This window comes from Rhodococcus sp. C1 (assembly GCF_020809065.1).
Classification (GTDB): Bacteria; Actinomycetota; Actinomycetes; order Mycobacteriales; family Mycobacteriaceae; genus Rhodococcus_F; species Rhodococcus_F qingshengii.
Window position 1 is genome coordinate 5,524,248 of record NZ_CP078080.1, and the last position, 17,679, is coordinate 5,541,926.

Sequence of the window (17,679 nt, forward strand, 5' to 3'; positions counted from 1 at the left end):
GACGACGCAAGGCGCGAACGACTTACTCTGCACCATCTTTCCGGTATGTCTCTTATGTCGTGGTGAAATCCGTGTGAAAGATCGTCGTCACCCATTCCGCGTTGCTAGGTCGATGCCAGTGTCGTCGCCCAGCGGTAGTCCGCCTTACCGGCCGGGGTTCGCTTGACTTCATCGACCAGCACGATCGTGCGCGGCACCTTGTAGCCGGCCAACGTCTTGCGGCAATGTTCCTGAACCGCTTCGAGAGTCAACTCGTCGGATCCGGGGTAGGTCGCGATCACCGCTGCGACCTGCTGCCCCATGCGCGGGTCGGGCGCGGGGACAACGAGTGCGTCCGATATTGCCGGATGCGCGTGAAGGGCGGCCTCGACCTCTTCGGCGAAGACCTTCTCGCCACCGGTGTTGATGCACTGCGAGCCACGACCCAGGAAGACAATCGTGCCGTCCGCTTCGACCTTGCCCATGTCGCCGAGCACCGAAAGACGGGTGCCGTCAGCGCGGGTCGGGAACGTGCGGGCGGTCTTCTCTTCGTCCTTGTAGTACCCGAGCGGGACGTTTCCGATACGCGCGATGTAGCCCACGTCGTCGGAGCCGGCGGGGATCTCTTCGAGCCGCTCGTCGACCAGGATCATGTTCGGCGAGGGCGGCATTCGCAGATTTCCCGCCTCATCGATGGAGAAGGCGCCGTCATTACCGGACTCCGAGGCTCCGAAGTTGTCCCGCAACAGCAGGTCCGGCTTCACCGCCAGCATGCGGTCTCGAACGCTGGTGGACCAGATCGCACCACCTGACGTGATCGAGAAGAGACTGCTGAAATCGACCTCGTCTTTGCGTCGTTCCATCTCGTCGACCAACGGCAGTCCCATGCCGTCACCGACGATCAGGATCACCTGTACCGAATCCTTCTCGATCGCTTCGACGACCTTCTCCGCAACGAATTCTCGTCGTAGAACCACGCGGGCACCGAGGGTGAGGAAGGTGAACAGCGAATACAACGCTGCGCCGTGCATGAGGGGGGCGGCAATGAGGAACGAGAGTTCCGGAAATTCCTTTGCAGCGCTGGCTATCTCGGCGAGGTCCTGTCGAGCTTCCTCGCCGTACGGATTTCCGCCGGAGAGCGGCTTACGGAAGAAGTCGTCGTGACGCCACATGACACCCTTCGGGTATCCGGTCGTCCCGCCGGTGTAGAGCAGGTACACGTCGTCGCCCGAACGAGAATCGAACTCCCCTACCGGTGACATCTCGCGAGCGTCGTCGAAGGAAACCACCGACACTTCATGCGCTTTCGCGGCAGCGACCAGTTCGGCCTCGACCTCGCCGATCACGATCACCGTCTTCACCTTCGGGCATGCACCGAAAAGGGAAGCAAGGACACGCTGATGCTCGGGGAGTTCCACGACCACTGCGACCGAGTCGGAGTTGGTGAAGATGTACTCGAGCTCGGCGGGCGTGTACCGGTAGTTCACGTTGATCGGGACCGCACGGATCTTGATCAACCCGAGGATCGACGTGACATGTTCGACGCTGTTCTTCAGGAACAGGGCTACATGATCGCCGCGCGAGATGCCGGCTTGCGCGAGCAGGTTGGCCGTTCGGTTGGCTTCCGCGTCCAGCTCAGCGTAGGAGAAGTTCTCTCCCTCGTAAGTCAAGGCGACGCGATCAGGCACCGAGCTGGCGACGGTTTCGAATACATCAGCGAGGTTGAACTGCATCGTCTTCCCTTTCAGAGTCTGCGCCGCGATACCGAGGCATACAACCCTGAATCTAGAACACGTTCCATGTCACCCGAGGCAAAACGGAGCGATTAGCTGACCATTACCTGGACCTGACCTTGATCGGCGCAGCGACGGCCGAGCCCGCACCGCCCGACACCCATTCGGCGAGCAAGGTCTGCCACGACCCACAATGGCAGCGCAGGTAGGTGACCGTCCCCTCGCTGGTCCGATGCCGAGATTCGATCTCCCAGCGGTGGATGCAACTTATCGGCGCGAAATCTGTTTTCTTCATACGACGAGCATGATGTAATGGCATTGTGCATCTCAACCCTTACGGCGAATATGCGGTGACGCTGGCCGCCGACCTGGCCAATCGAAATCCCGAGACCTTGGCCGAACTCGTCGAACGCTGCGTCGATGCAGGCATCATTCTCGATTTCCCCATCGCCGAGAAGGACCTCGACGAGACCCTCGACCTTCTGATCGAGTGGTCGAAAATCGTCGACGTCACGGAGGAGGCAGCCCGCGCCGAGTTGGTGAACGTCATGCTCGAGCAAGCGTCGGCGTATCCGCGCATGACCAACCACGCAAACGACGGGTGGCATCTGCACTACCGCGATCCGCAACAGTCGCTCGCCGAGGTCCTCAAGGCCCTCTTCTCGGTAGGCACGGCGCTGCACCTCGTCGGCCGCGGAATGCACAGATTAGGTCGGTGCACCCTGGACGAGTGCACCAACATCTATGCGGACACCTCACGCAACGGCAATCAGCGGTACTGCTCCCCCACGTGTGCGAATCGCGACGCGGTGCGACGCCACCGCGCGCGCAAGTGAGCCGGACCGACTACGACGTGGGACCCACTACCTCGAAATCCGAGCCACCTTGGTAGTCGAACTGGAAGCTGCCGCCGCTGCTTCCCGAGCTGATTCGATTCCACGCGTCGATCAAGTCCTGGACCGTGTTGTATCCCAGGTCCTCCAAAGAACCTGAGAGACTTCCGGTTCCGGCGCCCTCGAACCAGCCGCCGACCACAACGGCCTGCGGAATCGCGATAGTGGGGTTGGTCGGATCGAGCAGTCGAACGCACGCTCCCGCAACGGCGTACACCCCGGCCGGCAGATTGCCGACGGTCCGCGTGATCGTCTGCCCAGGCGAAACGGCAAACAGATCGAGGATGTTGCTGACGGTCGGATACACCAACACGCCGGGCTGGAGCAGCTTTGCCGGATCGCGGATCACGTCGGGGACATCCCTGGCGTTGAGGATCGCCACTGTGCAGTTGATGAAGCTGAACCGCGGGTTCGGATTGGTGATGGTGAAGGTGATCGCATTGTCCGCTGCGCTCACCGACACCGGAGGCGGGAGAATCGCCGGTGATGCCGACGCCGTCGCCGGAGTCATGACAACCAGTCCCACGACGGCGGCCGACGCCGCGACAATGCTTCCGAGAACGCGTTTGAATCCACGACTTCGCATTTCCGAACCTCCAGGCAAGTCGGTCAGATCACCAGATGCCTGAAGAATAGACCGCTCAGTCGGAAAATTGGAGAGACAGACGGTGAGCTACCCGAAAAGTCCTTCGAGGCTGCCGCTGCCGAACAGGTCGCTCAGGCTTCCGGTATTGATGCCGCTGAACGGTCCACCGATGACAACGAGGCTCGGCACGCCAGGAACAGGCTTACCCAACGTCTCCAGATCGAGAAGATCGGAGCAGGCACCGAGCACGGCGTAGGTTCCGTCCGGAACATCGGTCACGGTGTTGGTGACCGTCTGCCCCTTACCGACGGCGAACAGTGAGGACGGGTCGGTGATCTTGGGGTACACCACAAGGTTCGGATCGAGCAGCTTGAGCGGATTATCAAGCACGGCAGCAGAATCCGCGGCGTTGACGACAAACGCCTGGCACAACGGGGCAATGCCCGTGTTGTTGTTCGTGATCGTCAGTGCCAGATCGTTTCCGGTCACCTTGTACGAGACGACCGGCGGGACCACCTCGGCCGACGCAGTTGCAGGATTGACCATCGCGACGCCTGCCGCGGTTGCAGCGGCGACTGCCACGGTTCCCACGACGCGACGTACTCCACTCGTGCCCAGCTTCATCGAGGATCCTTTCGTACTGCGCCTTGAGTTCGGCAACAGTGCGCAGCCTAGAACGGATCTACTGACCGAATTGCGTGAATAGCCCCGGAGGGAGGCCGTGCCCGAAAGATCGGGACAAACGTCCCCTTCTCGAAGAGCTCGCTGTTCGACTCAGTTCCCACTGGAGACGAAGGGCGTTCGCACCGGTCCGCCGACCGAACCGTGCGGTGCTACCAATCCACGCTTTTCGAGGATCGGACGCACACCCTCACCGAACTGATACGCCTCTTCGAGATGGGGATAGCCCGACAATACGAAGTGATCCAGACCGATCGCCGCGTACTCGGCAATCCGATCAGCCACTTCTTGGTGCGAACCGACCAATGCGGTGCCTGCACCCCCTCGCACCAATCCGACGCCGGTCCACAGGTTCGGCGCAATCTCCAGCGACCTCGCTCCGACGCCCTCCTTGTAAGCCGAACCGCCGCCGTGCAATTCGAGCATCCGACGCTGACCTTCGGAGCCGGATCGCGCAAGACTCGCCTGAGCCTGCTCGACGGTCGCCGGATCGAGCGCACTGAGCAGCCGATCCGCTTCTGCCCATGCCTGTTCCGAGGTGTCCCGGCTGATGACATGCAGACGGATTCCGTAGTCGAGGTGACGACCTTGAACTTCCGCGAGGTCGCGAATCCAGGCGATCTTGGCGGCAACAGCGGACGGCGTCTCACCCCAGGTGAGATACGTATCCGCGTAACGCGATGCGACGGTTCCGGCCGCCGGCGACGATCCACCGAAGAAGATGGGCGGTACCGGATCCGGAATGCGCTGCAGCGTAGCCTTTTCCACGTTGACGTACTCGCCGGAGAAATCAACCGGACCGTTACCGGACCACAACTGGCGGATCACGTCGAGGAACTCGCCGCATCGTGCGTACCGTTGGTTCTTGTCGAGGAAGTCACCGAACGTGCGCTGCTCGTGGTCCTCCCCGCCGGTCACGACGTTGAGCAGCAGACGACCACCCGACTGCCATTGGAAGGTAGCGGCCATCTGAGCGGCCAGCGTCGGGCTGAGCAATCCCGGTCGCAGAGCAACCAGAAACTTGAGCGTCTCGGTGGTCTCGACCATCATCGCTGTCGTCAGCCATGCGTCTTCGCACCACGCGCCGGTGGGTGTGAGAACGGCCTCGAAGCCGTTCGTCTCGGCGGCCGCGCCGATCTGATTGAGGTATTTCAGCGTCGCCGGACGATCACCGGACATCGAGCTGCCGTGCCCACCCGCCATCAGATTCCGGGAATCACCGTAAGTAGGCAAGAACCAGTGGAAGCGCAGTGACACGGTGATTCCTTTCGTCGACGAACAGGCAGAACTCTTCTGTCATTACAACCACAGTCCACCTCGAAGAACAGGGTTGAAATCACCCTGATCGCTAGGGGTGCCCACTTTCGGCTCCGGCGATACCTTCGTGAATTTGCACCGCGACCCGGGGGCTCCGATGACCACGTTTGCCGAAGTCGAGCACAATTCACCGTTCTCGAACGAGACCGACGACGAGCGGCGATCCAGACTGAGAACCGTCGTCGCCGCGAGCCTGCTCGGCACGACGGTCGAGTGGTACGACTTCTTCCTCTATGCGACGGCCGCGAGCCTCGTCTTCAACCAACTGTTCTTCCCCAACCAGAGTTCCTTTGTCGGGACCATGCTTTCTTTTGCGACCTTCGCGGTCGGCTTTCTCGTTCGCCCCATCGGCGGAGTGGTGTTCGGTCACATCGGCGATCGCATCGGGCGCAAGAAAACGCTTGCCCTCACGATGTTCATCATGGGTATCGCGACGGCGCTCATGGGTGTCCTTCCGACCGCAGCTCAAATCGGGGTCGTTGCACCGATTCTGCTTCTGCTGCTTCGTATCCTGCAGGGATTTGCTCTCGGTGGTGAGTGGGCCGGAGCCGTTCTTCTGGCGGTCGAACACAGTCCGGAGAAGAAGCGCGGGCTGTTCGGCAGCATCCCGCAGATCGGACTGGCTCTCGGCTTGGCTTTGGGCACAGGAATGTTCGCACTACTTCAAACGGTCTTCGACGACGAACAGTTTCTCCGTTTCGGCTGGCGCATAGCCTTTGTTCTCAGCTTGGTGCTCGTGATCGTAGGGTTGGTGGTCCGTTTGAAGGTCGACGAGACGCCGGCATTTCAGGCCGTTCGCGACCTCGAACAACGCTCGTCCGCCCCGCTCAGGGAAGTCTTTCAAGGAAGAGTCGCGCGAAACACCGTACTGGGCATGCTGTCTCGCTGGGGCGAGGGCGCCGCGTTCAACACCTGGGGCGTCTTTGCAATCACGTATGCAACCAAGACTCTGCATTTCGAAAAGGTTCCGGTACTTCTCGTGGTCACCGTGGCCGCAGTAGTGATGGCGATCTTGCTGCCGTTTTCCGGTTCACTCACTGATCGGTTCGGCCCGCAACGGGTCTACATCGTGGGCATCGCCGCGTACGGCCTCGCGATCTTCCCCGCCTTCGCACTGTTCGGTACCGAGAATCTCCTGCTCTTCGGAGTCGCGATGGTCGCGGTCTTCGGAGTGATTCATGCCTTGTTCTACGGCGCCCAGGGAACGCTGTATGCGAGCCTCTACCCCACAGAAATCCGGTTCACCGGGTTGTCGGTCGTCTACCAGTTCTCTGGTATCTACGCCTCCGGCGTCACACCTCTGATCCTTACTGCACTGATCGGCGCCACCGGCGGTTCACCGTGGCTGGCCTGTGGATATCTGGTGGCCACCTCGGCGATCAGCGTCGTCGCCACTGCGGCGATCAGGAAGCGTGATCTGCATCTGTAGCGATCACATCTGAATATTCACCTCTCTTGCACATTTACTAGATATGCATAGAAATACCTGCGAAGAAGAACAGATCGAGATACGCCTGCGCATCGGATACATCGGTGTATCGTTTGGGGTCCCACCCTGACGGAGGCGCCGATGACGACTGGAACGGACAACTCGCCGGCCAAGCGTGTCACCAAACGCCGTGGTCAGACCCGGCAGCGTCTGCTCGACGCGGCTGCAGATGTCTTCTCCGAATCCGGGTTCGGGCACGCCACGGTCGAGCAGATCTGCGAACGCGCCGGATACTCCCGAGGCGCGTTCTACTCCAACTTCGATTCACTCGACGAATTGTTCTTCGCGATGTGGGAGCAGCGATCTGCATCAATGCTCGCCGATCTACGGCTGGCGACGGAGTCGATCACCGCCGGTAACATCGTCGACATCCATGCCGCTGTCGCCCGGATCGTGGCGGTGGTTCCGGTCGACCCGCAGTGGTACCGGATCAACGCGGAATTCACAGCCCACGCGCTCCGTAACCCGGCACTTCGCAAAGCCCTTGCCGACCGTGAAGACGCGATCCTTCGCACCCTGTTGCCCATCGTGGAGTCCGCACTCAGCGACGTCGGGCGAACAATCGTCGGCGACCCGACGGCGTTGGGACGGGCATTGGTCGCAGTGCACGACGGCACCAGCGTGCAGTGCCTCGTCGATACCGACACCAACGCCGCCTTTGCACTGCGCCGCGATATCTTCACTCGAATTCTGCTGTCCTACAGCGAAATAATCCAGAACAACCAATCGGAAGAGGAGTTGTCGTGAGCGAACAAGCTGACGTCATCGTTGTCGGGGCAGGGCTGGCGGGACTGGTCGCCACCTACGAACTGACGCGCGCGGGCCGCAAAGTCCTTGTCGTGGAACAGGAGAACGCTGCCAACCTCGGCGCGCAGGCATTTTGGTCTCTCGGCGGACTCTTCCTCGTGAACAGCCCCGAACAACGCCGACTCGGCATCAAGGACTCCCTCGAGTTGGCGATGCAGGACTGGATGGGCACAGCGGGATTCGACCGCGACCGCGAAGATCACTGGCCGCGTCAGTGGGCCAAGGCGTACGTCGAGTTCGCGGCCGGCGACAAGCGTCAGTACCTGCACGATCTGGGGCTTCGCCTGATGCCGAATGTCGGCTGGGCCGAACGTGGCCGCGGAATGGCTCTCGGACACGGAAATTCGGTGCCTCGCTTCCACCTCACCTGGGGCACCGGACCTGGCGTCGTCGATGTCTTTCTGACCAAGGTCATTGCTGCCCAGAAACGTGGCCTCGTCACGTTCAAGCACCGCCACCAGGTGGATCAGTTGGTGGTCACCGATGGCGCGGTCACCGGTGCACGAGGAACCGTCCTCGAACCTTCCAGTGATCTGCGCGGTGTGAAGAGCTCACGCACCCCCGTCGGCGAGTTCGAGTTCGCCGCACAGGCCGTCGTGGTGACCTCCGGCGGTATCGGCGGCAACTACGAACTGGTGAAGAAGAATTGGCCGGAGCGACTCGGCACGGCTCCGAAGCACATGCTGACGGGAGTACCGGCGCACGTCGACGGACGCATGCTCGAAATCACCGAATCCGCGGGCGGAAACATCGTCAACCGCGACCGCATGTGGCACTACACCGAAGGCATCCAGAACTGGAATCCCATCTGGCCCAACCACGGAATCCGAATCATCCCCGGACCGTCCTCGATGTGGTTCGACGCCACCGGCAAGCGTCTGCCGGTCCCCAACTTCCCCGGCTTCGACACGATGGGAACTTTCAAGTACATCCTCGACAGCGGCCACGAGTACACGTGGTTCATCCTCGACCAGAAGATCATCGAGAAGGAGTTCGCACTCTCGGGATCGGAACAGAACCCTGACTTCACCAACCGCGACTTCAAGCTCCTCCTCGAACGAATCAAGAAGGGCGCGCCGGGACCGGTCGAGGCGTTCAAGCAGAAGGGCGCGGACTTCGTGGTGCGCAACAACCTTCGCGATCTGGTCGACGGCATGAACGCCCTCACCGACGAACCGCTCCTCGACTACGAGGACATCGAACGCGAGATGATCGCCCGCGACCGCGAAGTCGACAACAAGTACAGCAAGGACTTCCAGGTCACCGCCATCCACGGTGCCCGTAATCTGTTGGCAGACAAGATCGTGCGCGTCGTTGCACCGCACAAGATCCTGGACCCCAAGAACGGCCCACTGATCGCGGTCCGGTTGCACCTACTCACACGCAAGACCCTCGGCGGCTTGGAAACCAACCTGGATTCGCAGGTCATCAAGGCCGACGGCAGTGTCTTCGACGGTCTGTACGCAGCCGGTGAAGTCGCGGGCTTCGGCGGCGGCGGAGTCCACGGTTACAGCGCACTCGAGGGGACCTTCCTCGGCGGCTGCATCTTCTCGGGCCGCGCAGCCGGACGAGCATTGGCGCGCGACCTGTAGCTCCGAAATCAGGCGAGCGAATGCGTGACCAGAATGTGGTGGGCACGCATTCGCCGCGCCTCGTGCACGGATTGATGGTGGTGATGGTGCGTCGGCCCCCGCGCGTGGCGGACCAGATCGTGAACAGTTCGGATGACGGTCGGCATTGCGACCCTCCCTCAGGAGATTGTGACTGCTGCTCTTGCCTGTGGAATCACTGTCTGGACACCGCCACTCGCGCCACCTCCTCCGGATCGATGAGGTGGGTATGGTCGTCGTCACCGACATCGATCTGCACGACGTCGATACGTGCGTTGAATGTGGTTGCGCCACTGTAATCGACACTGACAGGCATGCCGTAGTCATCCCCGATGTCGGTGGTCTCGTCCGCGGAGAAGACCATCGGTTGCGTCTGCTCGACGCGACCTGAGCCCACTTCGCGACCGTCGTGATAGATCGCGACCCCACCGCCTCTCGCGAGACCACCTCCGTCGTAGGTGAACTCAGCTCTGATCTGGTGTGATCCTGCCGGAATGTCAACGTCGGAACCGATGACGAACTCGGTCATGCCCAATAGGTTGTAGACGAATTTGGCGCGGCCTTCCCGCGCGTAAAGTGCCCAGCCACCAAATCTGCCTCCCTGCGCGATCACCACACCGTTGGCAGTAATGCCATCCGCGACGTCGACTGCTGCTGTGACACTGAATGATCGGTTCTTGATACTCAGCACGCTGTGCTCGCTCAGCCGTTTCATTCCGGGAAACAGAACCTGTCGATTCCCGGACACCAACTGCGGACGCCCCGCGATGTGAGGGTTGAACCTCTCGAATCTTCGGTCGTCGATCGGAAGCACGTTGTACTTGACTGCTTCGATCAACCACAAGCGTTGCAGTGCAGCGAGTTTCTCCGGCAACTCGGCCGCCAAATCTTTGGACTGCGTCCAATCCTGAGACCCGTCGTAGAGCTCCCACACGTCGTCGAGGAGAGCGGGGAGTGCCTCCGCGAACAGCCACGGAGTGCTGTGCCTGGTGACCGCACTCCAACCCTTGTAATAGATACCGCGATTGCCGGCCATCTCGAAGTACTGCAGATCGTGACGTTCGGCGACTTCGGCGTCGTCGAAGGTGTAGACCATGCTGGTCCCCTCGATGGGTGATTGCTGGACGCCGTTGACAAAGGTCGGTTCCGGCAGTTTCGCGACTTCGAGGATCGTCGGTGCAACGTCGATGACGTGGGTGAACTGCGACCGCGTCTCCCCCTTGGTCCGAATCCCTGCAGGCCAGTGCACGATCGTCCCGTTACGGGTGCCACCCCAGTGTGACGCAACCTGTTTCGTCCACTGATACGGCGTACACATTGCCCACGCCCACCCCACGGAATAGTGGTTGTATGCGTCCTTGGTACCGAATTTGTCTTTCACTTCCGCCATGAACTCGGGTGTTTCGATGGCGGCGAGTCCGTTGAAGTTGGCCATCTCGTTGAAAGCGCCGTTGATCGTCCCCTCTGCGGATGCTCCGTTGTCTCCGATGATGTAGTACACGAGAGTGTTGTCGAGAGCTCCGAGTTCTTCGATCGCATCGACAAGCCGGCCGACATGGAAATCGGTGTGTTCGAGAAATCCTGCATAGACTTCCATTTGGCGTTCGAGGACGGGCTTCATCTCCTCACTCATGTCCTCCCACGCCGGAATGGCCTCGGGGCGCGGGGTGAGGACCGCATCCGCGGGAACGACTCCCCGCTGCTTCTGCTGCTCGAGAATCGATTCGCGTTGAGCGTCCCAACCTCCTGCGAACCGGCCCTCGTACTTGTCTGCCCACTCCTTCGGAACATGGTGCGGTGCATGTGTGGCGCCGGGTGCAAAGTAGACGAAGAACGGCTTGTCCGGAGCCAATGACTTCTGCATCCGAACCCAGTCGATCGCGTGATCGGCAAGGTCCTCAGTGAGGTGGTAACCCTCCTCCGGTGTCTTGTCCGGCTCGACAGGCGCGACGCCCTCGTACAGCGCCGGGTAATACTGGTTGTTCTCCCCGCCGATGAATCCGTAGAAATGCTCGAATCCGCCTTCTCCCGTCGGCCACGACGTGAACGGACCCACCGGGGATGTTTGCCACGGCGGAACCTCGTGACACTTGCCGAACTGCGCCGTCGAGTATCCGTTGAGTTTCAACGTCATCGGCAGTGCGGCTTTGGTATTCGGCCGCAGGCCGGAAAGACCAGGAGCCGAGGTAGCGGTTTCGGTGATCGATCCCATGCCGACCGAATGATGGTTGCGCCCGCTCAGAAGAGCGGCGCGGGTCGGAGCACACAGTGCCGTCGTGTGAAACCGCGTGTACGTGAGCCCATTACTTTGCAATCGCTCAGCAGTCGGTGTGTCCGCTGGTCCTCCGAAGGCACTGCTCGCGCCATATCCCACGTCGTCCAACAGGACCACCAGAACATTGGGTGCGCCGGCCGGCGGTAGTAGCGGAGTGATCGGCGGAAACTCGGTGTCCGGATCCTTCGCGTCGTACGTCACCAGACCAAGATGTTGTCGATCCGGAATCGGTAGTACGGCGCGGCTCTGGTCTGTCGGATCCATCATGACGTCTCGCCTTCTGTCTCTCACATGGCTCTTTCAAGCGTTTCAGGATCACGACGACGTCGACATCATCCGTTTCGGGTGAAGGCGCACCATTGCCGCAGCGTGGAGGCTTGAAGTGTGGATCAGCCCGGACGTTTCGCTCCCACCCCGATCGGGCATGCCTTCCTCGTCCCCCGGCGCCGTGTACGTGCCGTCCTGACCCAGATCCTGTGCGTCGTCGTGGGGCTGGCTGCCGGACTGGGGATGCCGTATATCCGGAGCGGCCCGATGATTCCCGCCCGTCAGGTCAGCGAGATGCTCGTTGCCCTCGGACTGGGGTTACTGGGTGTAGTGGCAGTGATCTTCTCGCTGCTGTTCCTCGTCGTCCAGTGGGCCGCGACCACCTTCACTCCTCGCTTGTTGTTGTTCCGCGACGACCCCATCGTGTGGCGGACGTTTGCCTTCGCGATAGGCCAGTCGGTTTTCGACATCACGGCGGCGCTCGCCATCAGCAACGAAACGGATGTGTCCGTGGTTGTGCCAAGTCTCGCAGTGCTGGCACTCTTGGCCACGCTGACGCTGATCAGACTGCTCCAGCTGCGCGCATTCTCGGCCATCCAGTTGGCTCCTGTACTGACCTCGATCTCGAGTCGTGGCCGAGCAGTCTTCGCCGCCGTGTACCCCACCACTGATCTGGAGTTGCCTCCTCTACCAACACTTCCGGTGATCACGACAATCGAGTGGCATCGACCGCCGGCCGTTCTGCAGCAGATCCTCGTCGAAGATCTGCTGCAGAACGCTCGGAACTGCCGATCCATGGTGGTCCTCCGAGTGTCGCCGGGTAGCACGCTGCGAGACGGATTGCCGCTCGCCGACGTCTACGGCGGACCCATGCCCGCCAACACGATCCTTGACGCCTTGGTCAGTGGGAGTGAGCGGACCTTCACCCAGGACCCCCTACTCGCGATTCGGTTGTTGGCTGACATCGCGCTCAGAGCGCTCTCACCCGCTATCAACGATCCTGCGACGGCCGTGCAGGCTCTGGACGAGATCGAGGACCTCCTCTCTCTGGTGGCCTCCGTACGCGCAGATTCGATCCGGGCCGTCGACGAGCGTGGTGATCTGCGTGTGGTGATTCCACTGCCCGACTTCACGAGCTTCGTCAGAACCGGACTGGACGACGTCATAGCCTCGGCATCGAACTCGCCACTCGTTCTGGGCCGACTTCGCGACCTACTTTCGCACGTCGCCGCCCAATCGGAGTCTCGGAACCGCGATATTCTCGCCAAGCGCGCTCGCTGGATTGATCAGCTGTCACAAGGCTTCCCGCGACTCGAACCCCCGTTGTGAACCCGTACAGATTTGCGGGCCATCGCGTCAAAGCATCGTCAAGATCAGTCTCAGAGCTACGGGAAATGACGATACTGACTCGGTGAGACATGCAGTGATACTCGGACACCGTGGAGTCATATCGTCGACCATCCGCGCCGGCGGCGAACCTGAGAAGCAAAAGCTCTCCGTCGCAACCGGACTGGCGGGTCTGTCGCTCGACGCGATGGCCTCGGTGTCGTACGGGCCAGAAGCCATCGTGTTGGTGTTGGCCCTCGCCGGCGGCGCGGGGATCGGGTTCACCGTGCCGGTGACGATCGCCATCGCCGTGCTGCTTGTGGTCCTGGTGGCGTCGTATCGCCAGGTGATCGCCGCATTTCCCGAAGGCGGTGGCGCATATGCCGTCGCGAAGAAGCATCTGAGTCCTCGCGCAAGCCTGACTGCCGCCGCGTCGTTGATCGTCGACTACACCCTCAACGTCGCGGTATCGATCGCAGCCGGTGTCGCGGCTCTGACCTCCGCCTTCCCTGCGCTTCTTCCCTACACGGTCTGGATCGCACTGGCGATACTCGGCGGCATCACGGCACTGAATCTGCGGGGCATCGCAGATTCCGCGCGGGTATTCATGTTGCCCACCGTGGTTTTTGTCGTCAGCATCTTCACGGTGATCGGTGCCGGACTACTTCGGGAAAACCCTGCTGCCGCAACGGCTCCCTTCGTCGTCGACAACGCACACACGATCGGCATTCTCCTTCTGCTCAAGGCATTTTCGAGTGGTTGCGCCGCATTGACCGGTGTCGAAGCCATCGCCAACGCGGTACCCAGTTTCAAGAAGCCTCGCGTGCGTAGCGCTCAGCGTGCCGAAGTAGCTCTGGGAATCCTGTTGGGCACCATGTTGATCGGCCTTGCCGTGTTGATCGAGAAGTTCTCACTGGCCCCAGTCCCTGGAACAACGGTCCTGTCGCAACTCACTTCCGCTGCCCTCGGAAATGGTGTGGGCTACTACGTCGTCCAATTCTCCACTGTGATTCTGTTGGCGTTGGCCGCGAATACCTCGTACGGCGGACTTCCCAACCTGATGCGAATCCTCGCCGACGACAACGTGCTCCCGCACCGCTTCAGCCGGAAGTCGACGCGCGACGTCTTCACTTACGGCGTCTTGTCGCTCGGTGGCGTCGGTGCTCTCCTGCTCATCGGATCCGGCGGAAACATGAACACCTTGGTGCCGCTGTTCGCCATCGGTGTGTTCATCGGATTCACGCTCGCGCAGTTCGGCATGGTGCGCCACTGGCTCGCCGAACAGACGCCGGGCTGGAAGTGGCGCCTAGCGCTCAACGGTTTCGGCGCAGTGTTGACCTCGATCGCAGCAGTGGTGACCACCGCCATGAAGTTCACCGAGGGAGCCTGGCTGATCGCTCTCGCCCTCCCTGCGCTCGTCCTCGGTATGGAACGCATCCGCGGTGCGTACACACATATCGGTACGCGGTTAACCGTTCAGGGTGAGAACGATTCTCTGTCTATCGGATACAAACCAGCGGTCCTAGTACCGGTGTCCGAAATTACGTCGCTCTCCACCCGCGCGATGGCCGCGGCAACGGCGATGTCGTCACAGCCCATCGCAATTCGAGTCTGCCTGGCCCACGAATCGACGACGGACTTCACACGCCGATGGCAAGCCCGACACCCGAATTCGCGTTTGATCGTCATCGAGGACACCGAGAATTCGGTGGGGAACACTCTCGCCCGATACATCCGCACACACTTCCCCCACCGAGAGACCTTTGTTGTCGTCGCCACCATCGACCCGGCGACCAGATGGCACCGGTTCCTCCCGAGCCAACGGACCGATGAGATCGCTCATGCACTGCGCAAACACACCGAGGCCGTGGTGTGCCAGATTCCGGTTCGGATCGATCCGGCTCACCGCGATCCCGCCCTACGCGCATGAGCCGACGCTCAGAGCGAAGTCCCGAACAACATGCCGAGCAGATACGTCGCGCCGGCAGCGCCGTAGCCGATCGCAAGTTGGCGTAGAGCCCTCTTGAACGGCGGCCCGCCCGAGAGCAACCCGACCACAACGCCCGTCGTCAGCAACGCGATCCCCACGAGAACAGATGCGACGATCAGAGCCGTCATGCCTTCCAGGCCGAACAGATACGGCAGCACCGGAATGATTGCGCCCGAGGCGAAGAAGCAGAAACTTGCCGCCGCTGCGCCCAACCCGGTTCCGACGGCTTCATGGTCGTCGACAACGTCCGCGGCGCCGAAGGTGCTGTTCGCGAGGACCTCGGCGGCGCGCTGGTCCGCTTCCTCGGCGGACATACCGCGGGCCCGGTAGACCAGGGCCAATTCGTTCGCGTCGACGTCGAGCAGGCCGACAGCTTCGCTGGCAGCCGGACCAGGATTGGACGCTTCCAACAACTCTCGCTGCGAGCGGACTGAAACGTACTCGCCGGCACCCATCGACAGGGCGCCGGCCAGAAGCCCGGCCATGCCGGTGATCAGAACGATCTGGTTGGAGACGCCGCTACCGCTGATGCCGAGTACAAGGGCGAGATTGCTGACCAGGCCGTCGTTGGCTCCGAAGACGGCGGCACGAAACGTCCCCGAAAGTCTGTTGCGGCCTCGGGTGGCCAAGGCCCGCACCACTTCTTCGTGGATCTTCTCGTCCGCGCCCATCGATGCGGTCGCGTCGGCGTCGTTCGGATAGGGGGATCGTGTCTCCGCGCGCTGGGCAAGAGCGAGCACGAAGACAGAGCCGAAGCGTCTGGCCAGAAAGCCCAGTATCCGAGTGCGGATATCACCGCGAAGTGGTTTGCCGACGTGATCGCCGAGTAGCGCTCGCCAGTGCGCCTCGTGTCGACCCTCCGCATCGGCCAGTGCGAGAAGGATTTCGCGCTCCTCGCCGCTGCGCCTACCCGCGAGGTCGCGGTAGACGGCGGCCTCGGCTTGTTCGTCGGCGAGGTATCGTCTCCAGCGCTTGACATCTCGCGGGTCTGGATCGGGTCGTGCGGCCGGAACTGTGGACATCGTGTTCCCCTTTCCGGTGAGGCGGTCATGCTTCGAGTACGCGGTCCATCCACGTCGTCAGATCATTGATGACGTCGTCGCGGTTGGTCTCGTTGAAGATCTCGTGTCTGGCACCCGGATAGGTGTAGTAGGTGACGTCTTCGATCCCCGCCGAGTTGTACCGTTCGACTGCGACGTCGGTACGGCTCAGTGCGGCGTTGAGAGGATCCGAGGTGCCGACGAAGACCAGGATCGGAAGGTCTTGTCGCACGCCCTCGACGTCGACGAACCTCGGTCCCGCTGCGATAAGTCCACCCATGCCGGCGTCGTCCAGGCTGAAACCGCACAGCGGATCGTTGATGTACAAATCCACCTGCGCTTCGTCACGGCTGAGCCAGTCGTGCGGAGTACGGGCCGGTTCGAATTCCGCATTGAACTGGGCGAGGACGTCCGGGCCGTCGTTGACGAGGCTCTCGATCAGTTGATCGACCGCGGTGGTCCCCGACAGTGCGACGGCGTCGATCAGGTGCGAATGATCGAGGATGTACTGCTGCGAAGCGAACGAACCGAGGCTGTGGCTGAGCAGTACGACGGGCAGGCCGGGGTGTTTGTCGCGGATGATGCCCGTGAGGGTCACCATGTCTGCCACCAAGCGGTTCCAGCCGTCGTCGCCGATGTTGCCTGGGCCGGCGTGCATGCTCTCACCGTGGCCGCGGTGGTCCGCCGCGTAGACGTGGAAACCGCGAGCATTCAGGGCTTCGGCAACGTGTGCGTAGCGTTTTGCGTGCTCACCCATACCGTGCGCGAGTTGAACAACCCCTCGAGGTTCCTGCTCGGTGGGCCATTCGTGGACATGAATGACCACTCCGTCGTCGCTGGTGAAGGTGAACATGCGCTACTCCCGGTGGTCGCGATCCGGACAGGTCATTTCTCATGCTAGATCCGCAACGGCAATCCATCCGGGAAGTAGGTCCTGATCACCGGCGAGCCTGATTCGTTTCTGCACATCCGGCTTCAAACTCGGATATACCGGACACGGATGTTCGGAAACAGTTGTCGACCAGCCTGAGGAGTACAGAGCGATGAATTCGAACCGCATGCGCAACGTCGGCTTGTTGGCGGCTCCACTTGCTGCTCTCGCCCTTCTCAGCGGTTGCGGCTCGGATGAAACGGGAACGGCCGAGAGTTCACCGGCACCCGCCTCAACGACGACCGCCTCTGCGCCGACGACCCAGACCGGCACCGCTTCACCTTCGACGACCCATACCGACCACACCCAAACGACAACCTCGACGGCACCCAATCCCGAAGGCTGCGCGATCGGGGAACTGAACGTCACCCTCGGCGAGTCGAGTGGCGCCGCCGGTTCTGTGGAGCTTCCGGTGGTCTTCACCAACACGGGCGGCCGCACGTGCACGCTCGACGGTTTCCCCGGCGTCTCGTATGTCACGGGAGCGTCCGGAAGCGAAGTGGGTGCTGCAGCCGGCCGCTCCGGATCCGGTTCACTCGTCTCCCTTGCCCCTGGCTCTGCCGCAACGTCTTTGGTGCGAGCTACGAACGTCGAGAACTACCCGGCAGATCAGTGCGGCGTGACCGACGTTGCGGGACTGAGGGTTTACCCACCCAACAGCTACGACTCGGTCTTCCTCGCCTACCCCACCAAGGGTTGCTCGATGACCGGCGCGAACATCAACCAGCTGACGGTCGCGCCGGTCGCCCGCTGAG

At 61.6% G+C, this 17,679-nt stretch carries 16 protein-coding genes; 7 read left to right on the top strand and 9 right to left on the bottom strand.

Annotation, left to right across the window (positions count from 1 at the left end; genetic code table 11):
* Positions 1 to 104: 104 nt before the first annotated feature.
* Positions 105 to 1,712 (bottom strand): AMP-binding protein, encoded by a 1,608-nt coding sequence (locus KTR60_RS25490; protein ID WP_054825371.1) that lies wholly within the window; start codon positions 1,710 to 1,712, stop codon positions 105 to 107.
* A 103-nt stretch (positions 1,713 to 1,815) separates the two neighbouring features.
* Positions 1,816 to 2,007, bottom strand: coding sequence for a hypothetical protein (locus tag KTR60_RS25495; RefSeq protein ID WP_039973125.1), 192 nt, complete (start codon positions 2,005 to 2,007; stop codon positions 1,816 to 1,818).
* Between the two features lie 25 nt (positions 2,008 to 2,032).
* Between KTR60_RS25495 and KTR60_RS25500 the strand changes: the two genes are divergently transcribed.
* On the top strand, positions 2,033 to 2,548 hold the full coding sequence (locus KTR60_RS25500; RefSeq protein ID WP_003940315.1) for a CGNR zinc finger domain-containing protein: 516 nt from the start codon (positions 2,033 to 2,035) through the stop codon (positions 2,546 to 2,548).
* A gap of 10 nt (positions 2,549 to 2,558) precedes the next feature.
* On the opposite strand, the gene KTR60_RS25505 is transcribed toward KTR60_RS25500, so the two are convergent.
* The 3 genes from KTR60_RS25505 to KTR60_RS25515 form a co-directional block, all read right to left on the bottom strand.
* Complete coding sequence (locus tag KTR60_RS25505) at positions 2,559 to 3,191, bottom strand: hypothetical protein (RefSeq protein WP_054780969.1); 633 nt, start codon at positions 3,189 to 3,191, stop codon at positions 2,559 to 2,561.
* Positions 3,192 to 3,278: 87 nt separating this feature from the next.
* A complete protein-coding gene (locus KTR60_RS25510) occupies positions 3,279 to 3,815 on the bottom strand; it encodes a hypothetical protein (protein WP_228401384.1) in 537 nt (178 codons plus the stop codon).
* A 150-nt stretch (positions 3,816 to 3,965) separates the two neighbouring features.
* Positions 3,966 to 5,129 (bottom strand): LLM class flavin-dependent oxidoreductase, encoded by a 1,164-nt coding sequence (locus KTR60_RS25515; protein WP_042447073.1) that lies wholly within the window; start codon positions 5,127 to 5,129, stop codon positions 3,966 to 3,968.
* A gap of 157 nt (positions 5,130 to 5,286) precedes the next feature.
* Here KTR60_RS25515 and KTR60_RS25520 point away from each other — a divergent pair, with 157 nt between their 5' ends.
* The 3 genes from KTR60_RS25520 to KTR60_RS25530 all read left to right on the top strand — a co-directional run bounded on the left by KTR60_RS25520 (position 5,287) and on the right by KTR60_RS25530 (position 9,077).
* On the top strand, positions 5,287 to 6,618 hold the full coding sequence (locus tag KTR60_RS25520; protein ID WP_228401385.1) for an MFS transporter: 1,332 nt from the start codon (positions 5,287 to 5,289) through the stop codon (positions 6,616 to 6,618).
* Positions 6,619 to 6,759: 141 nt separating this feature from the next.
* Positions 6,760 to 7,425, top strand: coding sequence for a TetR/AcrR family transcriptional regulator (locus tag KTR60_RS25525; RefSeq protein ID WP_042924910.1), 666 nt, complete (start codon positions 6,760 to 6,762; stop codon positions 7,423 to 7,425).
* Positions 7,422 to 9,077 (top strand): FAD-binding dehydrogenase, encoded by a 1,656-nt coding sequence (locus tag KTR60_RS25530; RefSeq protein ID WP_228401386.1) that lies wholly within the window; start codon positions 7,422 to 7,424, stop codon positions 9,075 to 9,077. Before KTR60_RS25525 ends, KTR60_RS25530 begins: the two co-directional genes overlap by 4 nt.
* Before the next feature lie 8 nt (positions 9,078 to 9,085).
* Here KTR60_RS25530 and KTR60_RS25535 read toward each other — a convergent pair whose 3' ends face one another.
* Both KTR60_RS25535 and KTR60_RS25540 read right to left on the bottom strand, forming a co-directional pair.
* Positions 9,086 to 9,223 carry a hypothetical protein gene (locus tag KTR60_RS25535; RefSeq protein WP_153211511.1) on the bottom strand — a complete coding sequence of 46 codons (138 nt, stop codon included), beginning with the start codon at positions 9,221 to 9,223 and terminating at the stop codon, positions 9,086 to 9,088.
* 47 nt (positions 9,224 to 9,270) lie between these two features.
* On the bottom strand, positions 9,271 to 11,637 hold the full coding sequence (locus KTR60_RS25540) for an arylsulfatase (protein ID WP_228401387.1): 2,367 nt from the start codon (positions 11,635 to 11,637) through the stop codon (positions 9,271 to 9,273).
* Between the two features lie 117 nt (positions 11,638 to 11,754).
* Here KTR60_RS25540 and KTR60_RS25545 point away from each other — a divergent pair, with 117 nt between their 5' ends.
* Together KTR60_RS25545 and KTR60_RS25550 are read left to right on the top strand one after the other, a co-directional pair.
* Positions 11,755 to 12,966 carry a DUF2254 family protein gene (locus tag KTR60_RS25545; RefSeq protein WP_228401388.1) on the top strand — a complete coding sequence of 404 codons (1,212 nt, stop codon included), beginning with the start codon at positions 11,755 to 11,757 and terminating at the stop codon, positions 12,964 to 12,966.
* A 94-nt stretch (positions 12,967 to 13,060) separates the two neighbouring features.
* A complete protein-coding gene (locus KTR60_RS25550; protein ID WP_125052740.1) occupies positions 13,061 to 14,893 on the top strand; it encodes an APC family permease in 1,833 nt (610 codons plus the stop codon).
* 8 nt (positions 14,894 to 14,901) lie between these two features.
* On the opposite strand, the gene KTR60_RS25555 is transcribed toward KTR60_RS25550, so the two are convergent.
* On the bottom strand, positions 14,902 to 15,975 hold the full coding sequence (locus KTR60_RS25555) for a VIT1/CCC1 transporter family protein (RefSeq protein WP_042924901.1): 1,074 nt from the start codon (positions 15,973 to 15,975) through the stop codon (positions 14,902 to 14,904).
* A 25-nt stretch (positions 15,976 to 16,000) separates the two neighbouring features.
* Positions 16,001 to 16,846, bottom strand: a complete 846-nt coding sequence (locus KTR60_RS25560; RefSeq protein ID WP_003939910.1) for an alpha/beta hydrolase — start codon at positions 16,844 to 16,846, stop codon at positions 16,001 to 16,003.
* A gap of 190 nt (positions 16,847 to 17,036) precedes the next feature.
* Here KTR60_RS25560 and KTR60_RS25565 point away from each other — a divergent pair, with 190 nt between their 5' ends.
* A complete protein-coding gene (locus KTR60_RS25565) occupies positions 17,037 to 17,678 on the top strand; it encodes a DUF4232 domain-containing protein (RefSeq protein WP_042447085.1) in 642 nt (213 codons plus the stop codon).
* Position 17,679: the final 1 nt, after the last annotated feature.

Bases quoted from the DNA above. Each gene is read 5' to 3' on its own strand.
- KTR60_RS25490 (WP_054825371.1), bottom strand. From the start codon at position 1,712: ATGCAGTTCAACCTCGCTGATGTATTCGAAACCGTCGCCAGCTCGGTG.
- KTR60_RS25495 (WP_039973125.1), bottom strand. From the start codon at position 2,007: ATGAAGAAAACAGATTTCGCGCCGATAAGTTGCATCCACCGCTGGGAG.
- KTR60_RS25505 (WP_054780969.1), bottom strand. From the start codon at position 3,191: ATGCGAAGTCGTGGATTCAAACGCGTTCTCGGAAGCATTGTCGCGGCG.
- KTR60_RS25510 (WP_228401384.1), bottom strand. From the start codon at position 3,815: ATGAAGCTGGGCACGAGTGGAGTACGTCGCGTCGTGGGAACCGTGGCA.
- KTR60_RS25520 (WP_228401385.1), top strand. From the start codon at position 5,287: ATGACCACGTTTGCCGAAGTCGAGCACAATTCACCGTTCTCGAACGAG.
- KTR60_RS25525 (WP_042924910.1), top strand. From the start codon at position 6,760: ATGACGACTGGAACGGACAACTCGCCGGCCAAGCGTGTCACCAAACGC.
- KTR60_RS25535 (WP_153211511.1), bottom strand. From the start codon at position 9,223: ATGCCGACCGTCATCCGAACTGTTCACGATCTGGTCCGCCACGCGCGG.
- KTR60_RS25540 (WP_228401387.1), bottom strand. From the start codon at position 11,637: ATGATGGATCCGACAGACCAGAGCCGCGCCGTACTACCGATTCCGGAT.
- KTR60_RS25555 (WP_042924901.1), bottom strand. From the start codon at position 15,975: ATGTCCACAGTTCCGGCCGCACGACCCGATCCAGACCCGCGAGATGTC.
- KTR60_RS25560 (WP_003939910.1), bottom strand. From the start codon at position 16,846: ATGTTCACCTTCACCAGCGACGACGGAGTGGTCATTCATGTCCACGAA.
- KTR60_RS25565 (WP_042447085.1), top strand. From the start codon at position 17,037: ATGAATTCGAACCGCATGCGCAACGTCGGCTTGTTGGCGGCTCCACTT.